Genomic DNA, 17,257 nt, shown 5'->3' on the forward strand with positions numbered 1-17,257 from the left:
CTTCTCTGATGGAATGCCTTTAGGAATCTCTGGAACATTCAACTTCATGTTAGTATTCCAGGCCGAGCACAACATCTTAATGCACCCATTCCATATGTTAGGTGTAGCAGGTGTATTCGGTGGTTCTTTATTCAGCGCAATGCACGGTTCTTTGGTAACTTCTTCCTTAGTACGTGAAACAACTGAAACAGAATCTCAGAACTACGGTTACAAGTTCGGTCAAGAAGAAGAAACTTACAACATCGTAGCAGCTCACGGCTACTTCGGTCGTTTAATCTTCCAATATGCGTCATTCAACAACAGCCGTTCCTTACACTTCTTCCTAGGAGCATGGCCAGTAGTAGGTATCTGGTTCACAGCATTAGGTGTGTCCACAATGGCCTTCAACTTGAATGGTTTCAACTTCAACCAGTCCATCATCGATTCTAGTGGTCGTGTGGTAAATACTTGGGCAGATGTAATCAACCGCGCTAACTTAGGTATGGAAGTAATGCACGAGCGTAACGCTCACAACTTCCCTCTAGATTTAGCTGCTGTAGAAGCTCCTTCTATTAATGGTTAATTTCTAGTTGATTGATTGAATCTTAAATTATTAAAAAAAACCCTCCTTTTGGAGGGTTTTTTTTTGATTTCTTTGATGGATGAAAAATTTTAAGATAAAGGTTGGATAAATATGAAAATTACTCACAAAATTACAAAGCCAATATCTGTTATTTGCACAGCTCTGGCATTAATATTTGGGTCTTTCAATAAAGAAGTAAATGCACAAAATGTAACAGATGCTCCAGGAGGTAGCACAGCTTGGAAGAACCTATCCCACTATTTTAAACAAACTTATTTATTTAAGTAAAATATGCTTGAAAAGCTTGATTTTTCACTTTTAATTATCAAAATATTTAGGGTTTTTAGCAAAAATATTATTAGTGTGATAGGTTCAATTCTGTTTCTACTACAAATGAGTCAGATTGTGCAGCTAAAGCAGGACAGAAAATGAGCAGTTTAGTAGCAACAGGACTAATTAGGGCTTGCTGAAAAAGTCTTTTTAAGGAGTAGGGGAGCGGGGGAGTAGGGGAGTAGGGGAGTAGGGGAGAATTTTTTTGCCCAACTATGCGCTCTTTAATGCGCTCCATGCATGACCATGAAGAGCTGAAAACCATGTACTTTTTCAATACCTAAAAATGCTAAAACCTTTATCTGGTAATTATTTGAAATTTAATCAGCAAACCCTAATTATTAATTATTAATTATTAATTATTCCTTCTTGAAAAAAAATGAAATTCATTATCGCTATTTATCAAATTTCCTAAAGTAAACTAATATCACATATTAATTTTGCTGTCAAATTATAGCGGTTTTCACTCATGTTGACTACAAAACTTCTGCCCTCAGCATAAGTGCTTCACAGGTGTAAAAAAAAATCAATAACTTGAGTAAATTTAAAGATGATTATTTGGAACGATAAATTCAGGAATTTTGAGCATAATAAATTAATCAGGTTGATTTTTCTGAGTGGAATACTATTTATTTCTAGTTGCAATATATACCCCGAAACTCAAACAGAAAAACTACCAGAAACTTTACCTGTAGAATCACCTCAACCACCTCAAGTAACTCCCTACGTTACCGAGGCAAAATTAATGGCAGTTGGAGATATTATGATGCACGGTATGCAAATCAAATCTGGTTATAATTCTCAAACTAAAACTTATTCTTATCAAGGTTTTTTCACAGAAGTAAAAGATATTTTATCTGCTGGTGATTGGGTAATTGGTAATCTAGAAACAACATTAGCAGGACCAGAATCTGGATATACAGGATATCCTTTATTTAATGCTCCGGCAACATTAGCTGATGCTATTAAATGGGCAGGTTTTAATATTTTAACTACTGCTAATAATCATTCATTAGATAGACGAGAAAAAGGTCTGTTGAAAACTCTAGAAAATTTACGCGATCGCGAGATTTATCCAGTAGGTACAGCAGCATCTTTAGCAGAATCTCAAGAAATTTTAATAGTGGAAAAAAATGAAATTTTGATGGCTTTTTTAGCTTACACTTACGGCACTAATGGCATCCCAATTCCTCAAGGGAAAGATTATTTGGTAAATTTAATTGACGAACAAAAAATTATTCAAGATATTACTAGGGCAAGAGAAAAAGGAGCAGATATTGTGACAGTGTCTCTACATTTTGGTGCAGAATATCAACGTCTACCTAATACTGAACAAAAACAATTAGTGGAAAGTTTGGTTAATGGAGGAGCAGATATTATTTTGGGTAGTCATCCTCATGTAGTTCAACCCTATAAAATATTTAATGTTCCATCAGAAAGTGGAGATACTCGTCAAGCAGTTGCGATTTATTCTATGGGAAATTTTATTTCCAATCAAACGAAAAAATATACTAAATTGGGAGTTATTTTTCAGGTTAATATTCAGAAAAATTTTCCAGAAGAAACTATTGAAATTTCTGGTGTAGAAGCTTTACCGACATGGGTACATCGTTATCGAAAAAATGGAAAATTAAACTTTCGGGTTTTACCATTAGAGGAAGTTGTTAATACTAAGAATGATTCTTTACTTAAGTCTAGAGATTATTTGTTGCTAGAAAAATATTTAACTCAAATGAATAGTCATATTAATTCGTTAAATAAATAATATAGAATCCGGTTGAACAGTTGTCATTGCCACGATAGGAAGCAATCTCGTTTCACCCCTGAGATTACTTCCTTCCGCTCCGTTCCAGTTGCAATGACGCAGATTATAGTAATAGTAATTATCCAGATTTAATATAAGTCCAGTAGGGTGCGTTAATGAAATGTAACGCACCGCCTCTTCCAAATATTTCGCTCAGTTACGCTGCGCTAACGCACCCTACTGGACTAGAAAAATATTTAACTCAAATGAAGAGTCATATTAATTTCTTAAAAAAGGGAGTAAGGGTTCAATAATTAATAATTAATAATTAATAATTACCGGAAAATTGTGGGTATGCGCCTTCCCTTTTAAGGGGGTATAAAAAAGAGCATACTCCATATTTCAAGCCTCCTTATTGCAGAGGTACTGATAACTGATAACTGATAAATTAAATGACCTCTCCTTGAAAAGAAGAGGATTGATGCTTAAGGAATTTTTTTTCTTACTTCTTATTTCTTACTTTTGACTTTTGACTTTTAACTTTTGTTTTTCTGCTACACTTTGTGGTGCGGAATGTGGGTTTAAAGGAGAGGGTTTAAACCTTAATTATTCGGTAAAGAAAAGCATAATCAGGGCTTACGCAGAAACCTCGTTATAATGCAAAATTTACTCATTTGAAAAACAATAACCAGGGCAATAAACCCGGTTCCTTGTTTAGGTGCTTCAATAATTAATAATTGATAATTGATAATTACCTCTCCCTAAAAAGAAGAGGATTGAATAAAAAGAAAATATTTTCTTGTTTCTCCTTTAAAGGAGAGGATTTTTAACTTAATTATTCGGTAATATCATGTTCGGATAATTAGTGATAAAAAAAACTGTCTCCTCTTTATTCTTTCTTCTTATTTCTTCCCCTCCTGGGAGGGGTTAGGGGTGGGTTGACTCCTAACTCCTGACTCCTGACTCCTCAGTCGTTTATTTATTTACCTGTATTACGAATAATAAAGTTAAGTAGACTAGAAAAGGTGAACATATTATCCTTTTTTTTAATATCAAACACTATATGAGGTGATTATGCCTAGTTCTTCCACTGGTCCGCAACAAATCAGTATTAACCCAAGTGGCAAGTTAGTAACAGTTGCTGCATTTGCTCAATCAAGTGGTAATCAAACAGTAAAAATTGTTGACTCTAATGGTAATGAAGTATTTTCTGCTTCTGGTAGCAGCAGAAGTGGTGGAGTATTCACCTATATCGGTGGTGGTAGCTTCACATCAGCAGGAGATGGAAATTACACTGTCACCCTAACCGAAGGTTCTGATATATTAGTGGGTGAAGACGCTATTATAGAAAAAGGCGAAGTCTTTTTGCACCGATACTCTTTCATCACTAATGATGGTGGTTCTAATGCAAAACCCGACTTTAATGACCTTTTTGTAACTCTCTCTGTATTTGGTTACACTGGTTAATCCAGTAGGGTGCGTTAATGAAATGTAACGCACCGTCTATCGCAAATATTTCTAGCAAAAATAACTTTCCTTCATAACTGAAGTTCGCAAATATCAAGCGTTTGCTCGAATAAATAATATTTATAAATAGAAAATCCAAATATGGCAAAGTTTATGGTAATTGGTATTACTTCTGCTATGATGCCTTTACTTGAAGCAGCATACAACCCAACTATCTGCATAGGGTCTTCCGTCTCTCACCGTATTAGTATTCGGCTCTGTATACTGATTTATCCACGGCCACGGAGCTTGCACAGGGTCACCACACTTCTTATCATTCTTTTCATATTTGCCGTGCGTATTCTTATTTGATACCCAAACAAAGGGCACTTGAGAACAACTTTTCAAGTCACCATAACTGGCAGCACAAATCTCTTGTCCAGTCCTACCAATATACGAAAATGGTACATAAGTAGCTTTTGAGCCAGGTTTAGATGAGCAAATTTTATCAGCATCAGACTTTGTAACAATTGCTCTAACATTTTCAATTTCTTGAGTGGTAATTTCCCTTCTACCTTCCTCAATTATGTTTTCAACTTCTTGCTTAAAATTTTCTAGAGCTTCTTTCTGTGCTTTCTGTATTTCATCAGGTTTTAACTCTTTGACTCGCTCTTTAAGGTTTTGAACCTCTGCATCTATTTTACCAAAATAGGCAGCTAAACCTACAATTGCAATTAGTAGTGTAACCAACGCCCCTAATTCAACCTTTCTCAGAAAATCCATTTTTACACCTCCAGCTAAATTTTAGTCATAGCTTTTGTCTATTAATTATCTATTAATTTAGAACTTTTTTTTAGCTTATAAGTTAATTGTTTTTTTAGTATATATAATAGTATAGTCAGGACTTACGCAGAGATTCTACATATAGAGGGCGAATGCCATTCGCCCCTACAGATGGTGGTTTCGAGGTAAATTTGCGTAAGTCCTGATAATTTGAAATACATTTAATTGTGCAAATATAAGAATCTCCCCAAATTCCCCTCCTGGAAGAGGTTAGGGGTAGGTCTCCATCTCCCCATCTCCCCATCTCCCCAAAAAGGTACTTTATCAACCAGATTCTATATTACTTTCATCTCCAGCTTTTAACTCAATTACTTCTGTAGGTATAATTTTCCGAATAGTTGTTTCCGCAGGTTGTAAATTAGTTTGATTTGATGGTTTAACGTAACTATTTTTAATTTCTTCAAGCCAATTAATCATTAAAACTTCTATTTCTTCAAAAGTTTGTTTGTCTTGCAATTCTGATAGAAACTTAGTTGTAAATTGCTTGACTAACTGTTGTCTAAGTTTGATACTAACAGGGTCTGGAGGTACATCTGTTTGATAGATTTTTTGTGGACTTGTCGCAATTGTACTTGATATTTGTATCACTAAATTATTAGCAATTTTATCCGGTAAACGACGTAAAAAAGGTATTTTTTGTAAACGTCTATACATAGATAATTGCTGCATAGACTGTTCAACCTGATAGCGTAAAAAATCTTCAATATCTGGATAAATTTCTGGAAGAACTCTACAAGCAGTCACTTCAAGTATATTGTTAATAATTTCCTGAATATTTCCATGGTCATTTTTATCTACACCAACTTTATCTGATTTATTTTTTGATTCAAATATCGCTTTTTTTAGAGAACCTTTACTAATATTATTCTGAAGCTGATTGATACTCCCACTTACCACAACTTGAATTATTTCCTTAGCAAAACTACCAATTAGTTGGAATCGGATATTTGTGTATAACTCTTTCATATCTGGTAATTTAACTTTCTGTAAACGAATAAATGCAGTAATTATTCGCAGTGAAGGTAGCCAAGGTTGTAGTAAAAAAACATCATACCAACGCTTTTTAACAGCCCCCCACAAACTTAAATTAGAACGACAACTTATTAGTAAAGTCCGCCCAATAAACTCTATCCAAAATATAATCATCCAAGGTAAATCTACTAACCAAAATCTATCTACAAATTCCCCATTTTTACCCAAATCACGAAAGTAAAATGAGTGCATTAAAAACTGAATATTTTCTGAAAAAAAATCCAACTCTTCTTCCCATTGATATCTTTCTAAATATTGACTACTCCAGAAGGTATCAAAGGCTATTTTTGATGATTTATCTGCCAACAAAATTTCTGGTGCTAAATATTGGAGCAAGTTTAATGACTGTAAAATTTGAAGAGTAGGAGTTAAACTCATATTACTATCTGGAATCTGACTATAAATATGTTGCTTCATCCGGTATTTTATTTGAGTTAAAACTACAATCTGATTAACTATCTGGAAATCATAATCTTTATCAATTAATTCTGTACTACGATCGCGTAATTCTTTGAGTAAAGGTTCTATGTCTTCTCCTTCCAGACCTTTTTTTTCGAGTAATATCTTCAGTTCACGAACTGCAATTAGATAATTTTGTGAATCTCGGAATGGCTTTATTCCTTTAATTAAATCATACTGTAATTTCGGCTCATACAATAATATTAAAGGGCGAATTTTTCTGTTGAAAAATTCTAACTGACTTTGCCAACCTTGTGTTTCTAAGTAATTTTCATCCCAAAACATCTGTACTGCTTGTGAAAAACTTTCTTTTCTGGTGTGAGTAGTGAATATTTGCCGAATTTTTGCTAAATTTCCATAATTATCAATGACTTTAAATGGAGGGCGATTAATGAAAATTTCAAAGCTACTAATGCGTAAATCGCCTAATAAATTTTCTACTATTGGTGACTCTAAACCATTTTTTTCTAACTCTTCTTGTAGCTTATCTACTTTTTGGAGATATTTTTTTTGAGGAGTATCAGTAATTGTTTGTAGATATAAATCTATTTTTAAGTACCAATGACGGATTTTTATATAGGTAACATCAAATATTACTAACATTACATTAGCAAGAATTAGTAATGCCATAATTCGTTCACTTACTAATAGTAAACGTGAACGGTGAGACTTCGGAAATTTTTTGGATAACATAGTTAGGGTTTGCTGAAAAAGTCTTATGGGTGAGGGTAGGCAACAGGCAACAGTTTAGACTATTTGCTACGGCCAAATTTTCGGCATTGTCAGGGAAAAGTATTAGCATTTTGAGGCTACAACAGCCAAAAACCTTGCACCCCCTCAGCAATATTTAACCCTGGAAGCCTTTACAGGTATTGATTACAATTTTATTCAACAAGCCCTATATAGTTGAGAATTCAAATTTTCCTATTGCTAAACCCTTAGTATATTATTGTAGAGCAACATTATTGACATTCTCCCGACACTCCCTTAAAGGAGAGCGCGGGTATAAATGCCAACATTTTGATAAATTAACGTAAGCATTTAGCTGTCAGGACTTCCCTGCGGGATGCTACGCAAACAGCACTTCAGCTATTGCCTTTAGTTTGAGATAAAAGCTTTACTAATTTAGGTATAATTTATACTTATTACCAAAGTCAGCTTTAAAGTCTATATTTATTTAGGGGTTGCTGATTAAATATCAAAGCATTGATATATAGATACTTTAGCTTTTTTAGGTCTTTAAAAAGTATAGGGTTTTCGTCTTCCGGCAGCTCAAAAAGTTAGGATTTTGGACTGACTATGGCAGAAAAATCAAGGGATAATTCTTACTACTGCCTCCTCGCTCCCATACCCATTTCTCCTGTCTCCTGTCTCCTGTCTCCTGACTCCTACCCCCACCACTCATACTTTCCATACGCAAACCCTATTTAAACTTCCTCATGAGAGCTGACAGCTGACAGCTAATAGCTGTTTGCGTAGCATTCCGCAGGAAATGCTTACAAATCAACCAACCATTTGTTATGACTTAGTAGTAAATTCTATTCCCATCCAACTACCTCCATTATTACTAGAATGACTAGCTTTTTCAGCTATCTCTAGAACTAAACCAGCTTCCATCAAAGAGAATGGTTCAGTATCTGGATTATTAGCACAATCTAGAAAATTTTCAATCAATCCATTAAACCAATTAGTATGACCAGGATCGTCAAAATATGTAGGTACAAAAATGTGTTGAACTGGTTTATCTTTAACGCTTAAAAATACATCATTATTCTCGATACTAATTTCTCCTTCTGTTCCCTGAATTCTGTAATAAGCTTTTGGAATAGAACCTAAAGAACTGACACTAATATTGATTAATTTGTTCTCCCAATCTAAACAAAAAACAGCTACATCTTCAAGTTGATTATTTGTTTCATTAAAACTTCTAGTATGTGCAGATATACGTTGAGGGAAACCACCAAATAAAGTTTGAGCAACAGAAATTGCATCTAAACCATGGTCTATCATTATACCACCACCAGATAGTTCATTGTCTTTTCCCCGTACACCTGGTTGAAAACCTACACCAAATATATTAAATGACGCAAATAAAGGTGTTCCTATTTCACCTGAATTAATTAAGTAAGCAGCGTGAACTATTGACGGAGCAAATTTATAGTTATGACATGGATATAAAATACGTTTTCGTTCGTTTGCTATATTGATTAATTCATAATACTCAGCTTTATTTAAAACTAATGGTTTTTCACATAAGACGTGCTTATCTGCTGCTAATGCTTGTTTAATATTTTCTACATGAAAAGTATTAGGCAAACAAATATCTATTACATCTATTTCACTAGAATATTCTTCTAATAGATCGCTAAATTGTTCATAAACTCGGATATTTGCATATTGTCGAAGGGCTGCTGCACGTCTAGATGTTACTGGATCTACTACTGCTGTGAGATGAATATCAGAACGCTCTCTGTATACTGGTACATGGGCTTTCTCTGCATTAAATCCAAAACCAACAATCGCTACTTTCACAATCTAAAATCCTCTTAAAGTATATTAATTTTTAAAATTTTTGTAACAAAACTTATAATTTTTGTCAAGTATTTTTTTTAGAAGTCCACTCCTAAATATCCTTGTAATTTTATTATGGATAATTTTCATCCAATTTAACTTAATAATTTAGTAATCATTGTTTAAATAAGTTAAATTTTTTCTGGAATCAAAAATCTCAACTAAGAAATAGATATTTCTCAGATATATAGCATCTACGTTTGGATTATAAATATATTTTTGAAGAAAAGGAAGAAGGAAGAAAAAAGGTAAGCATTAAGCTATATGATAATGAATTATTACTGAAACCCAGAGTCTCTATTTCAAGAGGTTAACTAAATTGACTAACTAATGTTAAAGTAATTTATAAAAATCATGCCAATATCAAATCAATTAAGCAAGATGAAAATTACAATTCCCAGCAATAACGGCGAGACTTTTTCCGCTTACTTAAAAACACCTACTTCTACACCTGCTCCTGGATTAATAATTATCCAAGAAATTTTTGGAGTTAATGAAGTAATGCGCAATATAGCTGATGAATATGCTCAAGCAGGTTATGTGGCAATAGTACCTGATTTATTTTGGCGTCAAGAAGCAGATATTGAACTTACCGATAGCTCTGAGGATGACTGGCAAAAAGCATTTGAACTTTACCAAAATTTTGATGAAAATAAAGGAATTGATGATTTAATTTCTACAATGAAAACTCTCAAAGAATTACCAGAATGTACTGGCAAAATTGGCAGTGTAGGTTTTTGTTTAGGAGGAAAACTCGCTTATTTAATGGCTACCCGTTCCCAAGCAGAATGTAATGTTAGTTATTACGGAGTTGCCATAGAAAAAAATCTTGATGAAGCGGCTAATATTCAAAATCCATTAATGCTTCATCTTGCTGAAAAAGATGAATATGTTTCTCCAGAAATTCAGTCTCAACTAAAAATTGAACTGAGTAATTATCCTTTAGTAACAATACATTCTTATTCAAATGTTAATCATGGCTTTGCTCGGATAGAAGGAAAAGACTATAACTTAGAAACTACTAATCTTGCCCAAAGTCGCACTATGGAATTTTTCCAAAAATATCTTGACTAAATTTTTAGTTTGATACTTAATCGCTATTTTTTAACCCACTCCCAATAACGAAGTCAGAAGTCAGAAGTCAGAAGTTAGAAGTTATTTTTGTAACGGGGATTTGAGCAACTCTCCAAAAATATTTCGCCTTAAAAGGCAGGGTTGCGCGACCCAATTATTTTGATAAATTGATTATTCCAGATTATATCTCAATACGGTTCAGTTAAGACGAAAACTCCTATAATATGGAACCATTAGATAGGTTTTTCAAACTACAGAACTGCAAAAAAAATCCTTAACTGAACCGTATTGGATTATCAAAATAATGTAGGTCTAAAACCCCGCCTTTTAAGGCGCAATATTTTTGGAGCCTTGCTCAAATTCCCGTTACAAAAATAACTTATGACTTATGACTTCTGACTTCTGACTTCGTTAAATCTGGTTGATTAACTACCATTATTGGGAAGGTTTTCCTGAACCGAAGTTAAGGCAGATAATAAATTGAATAAGGAATATAAGCAAAGCAAGTAATTTATTAATTAGAAATGATAACTACACAAAAATCACTGATAATCAGAACTTCCAGAATTTCCCAGCTATACTAAAAAAAAATTTTGCTTAAATGCCATTACTGACAGTCAAGAACTATATATAAATTTATAGAATATTAGTATTGTTGTAAGTATTTCCTGCGGAATGCTGCGCAAACAGCCGTCAGCTATTAGCTAGCCTCCTATAGGAGGAACTGCGTTATCAGCTATTAATTTTGGGTCTGCGTAAAAGCAACCTTTGAAATAAAAAAAGAATAAAAAGTTACTGCCAAAGTCCGTGGACAAAACCTGAGAAGTAATTATTCATTACTAATTGCTGTTAACGTAGTTCCTCCGGAGGAGGCTAGCTGAATGCTTACATATTGTTATCTATGTAGATTATAATCAATGAAAATTTTATCATTAACTTCTATTGTTGCTGCCACAGTAATTGGATTTTTAAATCTTCCTATAAATAATCGTTCTGCTGAAGCTCAAACTACAAATTTTTTCTGTGGGAGAATCGGGGCAACTCCAGCAACAATAGCCACTAAACAAGGCCAAAATATTCCAATTATTCTCTGGAACTCTAATAATTATTTTACCGAATCAGGAGAAGATGCTCTGACTAGATGTACTAGAGTATCTGGAATTTTATCTGCCCAACAAAGAAATGGATATCGAAGTATCACTGTAAGTATTTCTAAAAACGGGCAGCCAATGATTTGTGCTGCTAATCCTCAAGATGGTTCTTGTAGATTATTATATCAAATTCCTAATGGTCAAAATCCTCAACAAGCTAGACAAGAATTATTGAGAAGAGTTACTAATCCTCAGCCAAATTTACCACCAATTACCATTTATTAAAGGAATAAGTATTGAGCAGAAAAAATGTTATGTAGATGTAGCGATAGAATTTCTACAAACAATGGGCTGGAATACTTAATCAAGCACAACTAAATATCAAGTCCTGATAATAGCGCGATAATTCCTTTGTACCTCACAACCTTAATTTTTTTCCTTCTGCCTTTATCCTCTTATACAAGGGTTACTTTCTCCTTTTTCTCTTCTCTTTTCTCCTAACTAACTGACTCCTCTCTAATTATTTAAAATTGTTCAACTGGACATGATCAAATTAGGGCTTGCTGATTAAATCTAAAAGCATTGACTGATATTGGTTTTAGAATTTTTTGGTCTAAAAAAGTGCCAGTTTTTCAGCGAAAAAAGCTCAAAAAGCTAGTATTTTGCGACGATTATGGCAGAAAAATCATTCTTACAATTGTTACTCCTACCTCCTCGCTCCCAAGCCATTTCTCCTGTCTCCTGTCTCCTGTCTCCTCCCCCGACTAAAAGACTTTTGAGCGCAAACCCTAATTATTTGTTTGAAACTCGGCTCAAGTAGGTAGGCAAAATTATTTTTTATCTACTTATCTAATTAATTAACCATTGCCTCATGCTATCCCCTTATTTCTATTTTTATCGAACATCAATTCTAGAAAATGAGGCTTTTTCAATCTCTCTTTCTTCTGATGTTTTTAAACTAAAGTCACTGGTGACTTTTTCTCCATACTCCATTACATAATTACTTCCTTTTTTGACATACTCCCCGACCTAAAGGTGCGGGGATTCTCCTGAAACCAGGATTCTTGGTTCAATGAGTCCACTTAAATCAGATACCTGACGATACCTAAGCCAGAGATGGTTCTCACGCCTGCGCGTTTGCTCTATTCCAAGAGCCTGTTCCCGTATGCCCTACGGTACAGTTTAAACCTAAAAAAATTGGTTCTCTGGTACTTGATGCTTAGAGCTTTTCTATGCACAAGCATTCCTGTGCAAAACCCCATAACTCTTCTCTTGGTCAGCATTCCCTTGCGCCTAACGGCGACGCGGGGTCTGACCGCAGTTTTCAAGGTGCAAACGCTACAGTTAAGTAGCTATAGGTTTTTAGAGCGGTTGAATACCTTTCCGCTGTTTCGATCATAACATAAAGTCCCCCTAAAAGGGGGAGGCTTTAAACCCAATTTTTCGGTAAATTTTTCTGGGCATTGCTGAATTAAGGTATGAAAGTAGGTTTATAGGGAATAGGGAACACCGCAGTTGGGAACAGGGAACAGTTAATATTAACAAGTAGTTCAAACCATCCAAAATACAAAATCCAAAATATAAAATTATCAAATTATACCCAGAATCAGCAACGCCTTTTTCTGTTAAGAAAGTTGTGGGTAATGGATAGCTAAAAGGGGAAGGCTTTAAACCCAATTTTTTGGTAAATAGGGAACAACGGGGAAATTTTTTCCCCTGATTCGATTCATTATTATTCGATACCCTAACCAACTCTTTTGCGTGCTATAGGCTCTGAATAATTTTCTTAATTTTTTTATAATAAAGCTTAAGTCTTTCCGAAATAACCAAGAAATTATTTCAGAACTACCTAAATTTTTAATGTAATCTAGTTTAAAATGTGAAAATATAAACTATTGCGAATGAGTTAAGGAGAACATAATGACAGAAATAGGTACTACAGAAGCAGCATTCCTTTTAAATATATCTACAGCTAGACTCAGAGTTCTGTTAAAACAAGGACGGGTTAAAGGAGCGCGAAAAGTTAAAAGATTTTGGATAATTCCTCTAAATGGTCGTGGAATGCCAGAAATTAGTTCTGGTAGTCGAGGGCCGGAAGGAACTTGGAATAAAGGAAAACGTACAGGCAATACCTTTATTCATGTGCTGCGAAAAGTGATAGATGATAATCGAGATAATGGTACAACTGATCCAGCAATTGCGGTTAAGATAGGGGGACGAAACGATTACTGCCACGAAGCGGAAATATTAGGACCCTGCAAAATTGTATATCACCCCCACAAGCCTAACAAAAGTCAGGCAGGGGGAGCGCGCTTATGGATAGAAGTAGAGCCAGACGTTCAAATTACTCGTAAAATTTTCCAAGACCGAGAACCAAAAGGTTTTGGCTAATCTCAATTAAGCAGCCAAATCATCATTATTGAAGAGCTCAAAAATCTGCCGACAGAAGTATTTCAGTTTGGCAGCAGATTCTGTTGTGGGTTGGGTATTTCCCACAAAACGCCAGCCACCCACCGTTGATAATTTCCATTGTTCTCCACGATGATCGTAACCAGCAACTTCCACTCCAATTACACGAGAATAAGCTTCAATAGGATCTTGATATAAACGAATTTGCACCAATAAACAACGACTTTCGAGAGACCGACTTCTACCAGGCAAATGAAAACCAATATCTATAGAATCTGGGTCAACCAACTCCAAAGTATCTGGGTCATTCATCCAGGGCTTAAGATCGACCTTAACATCTACAAATTGGGACTTAAATAAATTTACTACTGAAGCAATTTTACTAGCTACTTTAAAATTTTTGGCCTGTTCTGCAGCATTTACCATATATACTCCTCAAGAATAAAATTTCAGATTATTAACTAACTAATTTAATTGATACTTCCCGACCTAAAAGTCCGGGAATTCTTAAGCAATCCAAAAGTGGATTCTTAAAGGCATTATCAAAGTGCCTCTACTGACTTCTTTGAGAGAAAATTTCAAAGTTGTCGCTACTTTTTTGAGGATATTCGCTGCGCCATTAATATCTGCATTTACTAATAAACCGCATTGAGTTTGATATAAACCTCGTTTAATTCGTTTTCCAGATGCTTTCCAGCTTTTGGGTTTTTCACCGATAGTTGGCAGGAAATCACCATCTAAAAACGATGCTTGTGAGGTGTAGGATTCTTCGGTTTCTATCAACTCTATGCCGTATAATTCGCATAACTGACTAATCCGTTCTTTCAGTTTTGCTGTAGGGATTTGTACAAACTTTTGGTTGTTTTTGCCTCCAATGTTAATACTATTTTTTTGTCCTTTATTCCAACCAAAAACTATTCGGCCAATGCCATATTTTAAGCAGTTGTTGATAACTAATCTTGCTGCTTTATTAACAGCATCGTGCATTTGTCGATTACGTTTCTCAGTTATGCAAGCTAGTTTTTTTGACCAAAATCCTTGGGGTTTACCTTCTTTAATTGTCGCAATTTGTTTGTTGTACCATTGATTTTTTGACTTAAGGTGTTTACCATCAATAATGAAACTTGTCCCTACATTTGAGATACAACTTAACCAATTATCTACCCCGTGGTCAATGCCTAAGACTTTGGCTTTATCTAACTGCGGTTTATCAGCTTTTAACTCATAAACCCATTGGATATAAAAGCAACGGTTACGGGGTAGAATCCTAATTTCTCTGATTTCTTTAAACTCAAGATTACTAGGAAAATCTAAGAAAAAACTGTCAATTTTAAATGCTACTTTAACCTTTCGTCCTAGAGGTACTTTAACTTTACCCTTTTCCAACTTTAAAGCTTGTTTGGGGTAAGTTACAACTTCCATTCCTCCTTTTTTACGGTATTTAGGCAATTGAGGCTTATCGGTTAATTCTCCTTTTTTGTGCTTCTTAGAAAGTTCTTTATAGGACTTAAATGCTTCTGCTACCCCTCTAAGAGTTTGTTGTGCTGCTTGAGAATACAAAAAGTTATAATTTATATTGGACTTTAGCTTTTTTTCTAAGTCGTATTTTCCTGTAATATATCCAAACTTAAAATACCATTGTCTGGCTAAATAAATCCCGCAATTAATAAGCTTATTTGCTGTGATACATAAGTATTCTAAAAACGGGAGATTTTCTGAACTTTTAATTAACTGTTGTTGACATCCATACATCTTTATTACCTCCAGACTATTATGATAACATTAAAGAATAAAAAATGACAACTTTTTAAGGTGATTAAAATCGCCCGTTCGTTTTTCATCCACGCTTTAAAAAGACGTGGCTTTCAAACTTTCGTCCTTTTTTCGTAAAAACCAAAAACTGTGATTATTGAGACAATTATTAATAATTTTAGATTTTCTACTTATTTCAGGACTTATACATAACCACCACACATGGTAGAGTTTAACGCCCGTTAACCCCTACAAATGGTGTATAATTTTACCTTTTGCGTAAGTCCTGTTATTTGTGAAAGAAAGGGTAAAACAATAGCTTCGACGGTTTAGGCTTGATTGGGGCTAAAATTTTTCGTTTAAGTCCAAATATCAACAGCCAAAAAGAAAATAGTTAACCTTTGACTTGACTACTTTTGAATTGATAATGCTAGTATCAAAATAATGAACCTAATTTATAACATCTTATGCTTCAATATCTTGTGGCTCTTATAGCAACTGCAATAATTGGTTATACGGTTAATTCATCTGTGAAAGTTATTGATGAAGGAGATGAGGCTTTAGTAGAACGCTTAGGTAAGTATAAGCGTACTTTGAAGCCTGGACTTCAGTTTGTTTTACCTCTACTGGAAAAAATAGCTCACGTTGATACCATCCGCGAAAGGGTCTTGGATATCGACCCTCAGTCAGTCATTACTAAAGATAATTTAACTTTGCAAGTAGATGCAGTAGTGTACTGGCAGATTATAGAAATGGAGAGAGCATATTATGCAATTGAAGATGTAGAAAATGCTATTGATAATATTGTTTTAACTTCTCTGCGTTCTGAAATTGGTCGCTTGCCACTTCAAGAAGTTTTATCTTCAAAAGATGAAATTGATAAAGCTTTGTTGAAGAAATTGGATGAAGCTACCTCTAGTTGGGGTGTCAAGGTGATTCGTGTGGAAGTTCAAAATATTATTTTCCCTGAAAACGTGAAAGCAGCGATGGAGTCAGAAAGGGTGGCTTTAAGTGAGAAAAAAGCCATGCTTGAACAAGCAGAGGGACAAAAAAGAGCTGCTATTGCTAAAGCTCAAGGACAAGCAGAGTCTATAGATGTTCTTTCCAAAATTTTAAATTTGCGCCCAGATAGTCCAGAATTTATGCAATTTCTGATTGCTCAAAGGTATTTAGAAACTAATCAGAAATTAAGTGAAAGTGCTAATTCTAAGGTTCTATTTATGGACCCGAAAGCTATGTCAGAAGCATTAGCTGAATTAGTAGGAGACTCTCCTGATTATTCTCAACTAAACGATATATCTATTTCACCATCTAAACTGAAAAAATCTGATTAGACATCTCCTCCAAAAGAGGGAACAGGGAACACCGGAGCTGGGAAAAGGGAAGAACAATTGATAATTTATGGATAATAATTGATTGTCTTTTTGATTTTTGGAGATGTCTATTAGTATTGTGTTTCATAGATATTGGGAAAGGAATATAGAAACAAGGGTTAACAAAGTCAGAATTAGAAGTCAGAAGTCAGAAGTCAACCCACCCCTCGCCCCTCCCACTCCCAGGAGGGGAAGTAGGGGAATTGAGTTCCGCTCCAAAAATATTGCGCCTTAAAAGGCGGGGTTTTAGACCTATATTATTTTGATAAGAATATTTTTATGATGCTTATATTAAGCGAAATAGACATAGTACAATTGGCAAATATATCTAGCCTGAGAGATGCTATTTCGGTAATAATAAAAAGTCTAAATATTTTTTACCAACATCTTTGAAAAGTATATTTTTCGCAGCTTTGAATAAGGCAGAATAACTATCATCACCACTTGTTTCTAAAGTGTTGATATTTCATCAATTTTTATCAAACTTTTATTAGAGTTTAGTTGGGGTAAATATGTGGGAAGTGAACAGTTGCTACGCATTAAATCAAGATAATCACTTAACATTTTTAAA

The 17,257-nt window shown here is 34.4% G+C and carries 13 protein-coding genes and 1 pseudogene; 8 read left to right on the forward strand and 6 right to left on the reverse strand.

Translation table 11 applies throughout. From position 1 onward, the window contains the following. From F6K54_RS23010 to F6K54_RS23025, 4 genes and pseudogenes are all read left to right on the forward strand, one after another. A pseudogene (locus F6K54_RS23010) lies at positions 1-562 on the forward strand (photosystem II q(b) protein); the annotation flags it as partial. Positions 563-673: 111 nt separating this feature from the next. Further along, a complete protein-coding gene (locus F6K54_RS23015; protein WP_293082406.1) occupies positions 674-850 on the forward strand; it encodes a hypothetical protein in 177 nt (58 codons plus the stop codon). Between the two features lie 592 nt (positions 851-1,442). Further along, positions 1,443-2,657 (forward strand): CapA family protein, encoded by a 1,215-nt coding sequence (locus tag F6K54_RS23020; RefSeq protein WP_293082408.1) that lies wholly within the window; start codon positions 1,443-1,445, stop codon positions 2,655-2,657. Positions 2,658-3,710: 1,053 nt separating this feature from the next. Beyond that, on the forward strand, positions 3,711-4,103 hold the full coding sequence (locus tag F6K54_RS23025; protein ID WP_293082411.1) for a hypothetical protein: 393 nt from the start codon (positions 3,711-3,713) through the stop codon (positions 4,101-4,103). A 186-nt stretch (positions 4,104-4,289) separates the two neighbouring features. Here F6K54_RS23025 and F6K54_RS23030 read toward each other — a convergent pair whose 3' ends face one another. The 4 genes from F6K54_RS23030 to F6K54_RS23045 all read right to left on the reverse strand — a co-directional run bounded on the left by F6K54_RS23030 (position 4,290) and on the right by F6K54_RS23045 (position 8,948). Continuing rightward, positions 4,290-4,865, reverse strand: a complete 576-nt coding sequence (locus tag F6K54_RS23030) for a hypothetical protein (RefSeq protein WP_293082414.1) — start codon at positions 4,863-4,865, stop codon at positions 4,290-4,292. 115 nt (positions 4,866-4,980) lie between these two features. After that, on the reverse strand, positions 4,981-5,193 hold the full coding sequence (locus tag F6K54_RS23035; protein ID WP_202223561.1) for a hypothetical protein: 213 nt from the start codon (positions 5,191-5,193) through the stop codon (positions 4,981-4,983). Then, on the reverse strand, positions 5,190-7,109 hold the full coding sequence (locus F6K54_RS23040; protein WP_293082421.1) for a hypothetical protein: 1,920 nt from the start codon (positions 7,107-7,109) through the stop codon (positions 5,190-5,192). The genes F6K54_RS23035 and F6K54_RS23040 overlap by 4 nt, the downstream gene beginning before the upstream one ends. An 825-nt stretch (positions 7,110-7,934) precedes the next feature. Next, entirely contained in the window at positions 7,935-8,948 is a 1,014-nt protein-coding gene (locus tag F6K54_RS23045; protein ID WP_293082468.1) for a Gfo/Idh/MocA family protein, read from the reverse strand. 393 nt (positions 8,949-9,341) lie between these two features. On the opposite strand from F6K54_RS23045, the gene F6K54_RS23050 reads away from it, so the two are divergent. The 3 genes from F6K54_RS23050 (at position 9,342) to F6K54_RS23060 (ending at position 13,543) form a co-directional block, all read left to right on the forward strand. Further along, positions 9,342-10,061, forward strand: coding sequence for a dienelactone hydrolase family protein (locus F6K54_RS23050; RefSeq protein WP_293082471.1), 720 nt, complete (start codon positions 9,342-9,344; stop codon positions 10,059-10,061). Positions 10,062-10,978: 917 nt separating this feature from the next. Continuing rightward, the gene (locus F6K54_RS23055; RefSeq protein ID WP_293082473.1) at positions 10,979-11,437 is read left to right on the forward strand and encodes a COP23 domain-containing protein; all 459 of its coding nucleotides are present in this window, start codon (positions 10,979-10,981) and stop codon (positions 11,435-11,437) included. 1,635 nt (positions 11,438-13,072) lie between these two features. Continuing rightward, complete coding sequence (locus F6K54_RS23060) at positions 13,073-13,543, forward strand: DNA-binding protein (RefSeq protein WP_293082476.1); 471 nt, start codon at positions 13,073-13,075, stop codon at positions 13,541-13,543. A 6-nt stretch (positions 13,544-13,549) separates the two neighbouring features. Here the strand turns inward: F6K54_RS23060 and F6K54_RS23065 are convergent, their stop codons facing one another. Next, positions 13,550-13,987: a hypothetical protein gene (locus F6K54_RS23065; protein ID WP_293082478.1), complete on the reverse strand. Its 438-nt coding sequence runs from the start codon at positions 13,985-13,987 to the stop codon at positions 13,550-13,552. 81 nt (positions 13,988-14,068) lie between these two features. Beyond that, positions 14,069-15,313 carry a transposase gene (locus F6K54_RS23070; RefSeq protein WP_293082481.1) on the reverse strand — a complete coding sequence of 415 codons (1,245 nt, stop codon included), beginning with the start codon at positions 15,311-15,313 and terminating at the stop codon, positions 14,069-14,071. Positions 15,314-15,780: 467 nt separating this feature from the next. Here F6K54_RS23070 and F6K54_RS23075 point away from each other — a divergent pair, with 467 nt between their 5' ends. Further along, positions 15,781-16,647: an SPFH domain-containing protein gene (locus F6K54_RS23075; RefSeq protein ID WP_293082484.1), complete on the forward strand. Its 867-nt coding sequence runs from the start codon at positions 15,781-15,783 to the stop codon at positions 16,645-16,647. Positions 16,648-17,257: the final 610 nt, after the last annotated feature.

This window comes from Okeania sp. SIO3B5, assembly GCF_010692555.1.
Taxonomy (GTDB): Bacteria; Cyanobacteriota; Cyanobacteriia; order Cyanobacteriales; family Microcoleaceae; genus Okeania.

Bases quoted from the DNA above. Each gene is read 5' to 3' on its own strand.
- F6K54_RS23050 (WP_293082471.1), top strand. From the start codon at position 9,342: ATGCCAATATCAAATCAATTAAGCAAGATGAAAATTACAATTCCCAGC.
- F6K54_RS23030 (WP_293082414.1), bottom strand. From the start codon at position 4,865: ATGGATTTTCTGAGAAAGGTTGAATTAGGGGCGTTGGTTACACTACTA.
- F6K54_RS23075 (WP_293082484.1), top strand. From the start codon at position 15,781: ATGCTTCAATATCTTGTGGCTCTTATAGCAACTGCAATAATTGGTTAT.
- F6K54_RS23015 (WP_293082406.1), top strand. From the start codon at position 674: ATGAAAATTACTCACAAAATTACAAAGCCAATATCTGTTATTTGCACA.
- F6K54_RS23020 (WP_293082408.1), top strand. From the start codon at position 1,443: ATGATTATTTGGAACGATAAATTCAGGAATTTTGAGCATAATAAATTA.
- F6K54_RS23070 (WP_293082481.1), bottom strand. From the start codon at position 15,313: ATGTATGGATGTCAACAACAGTTAATTAAAAGTTCAGAAAATCTCCCG.
- F6K54_RS23065 (WP_293082478.1), bottom strand. From the start codon at position 13,987: ATGGTAAATGCTGCAGAACAGGCCAAAAATTTTAAAGTAGCTAGTAAA.
- F6K54_RS23025 (WP_293082411.1), top strand. From the start codon at position 3,711: ATGCCTAGTTCTTCCACTGGTCCGCAACAAATCAGTATTAACCCAAGT.
- F6K54_RS23060 (WP_293082476.1), top strand. From the start codon at position 13,073: ATGACAGAAATAGGTACTACAGAAGCAGCATTCCTTTTAAATATATCT.
- F6K54_RS23040 (WP_293082421.1), bottom strand. From the start codon at position 7,109: ATGTTATCCAAAAAATTTCCGAAGTCTCACCGTTCACGTTTACTATTA.
- F6K54_RS23055 (WP_293082473.1), top strand. From the start codon at position 10,979: ATGAAAATTTTATCATTAACTTCTATTGTTGCTGCCACAGTAATTGGA.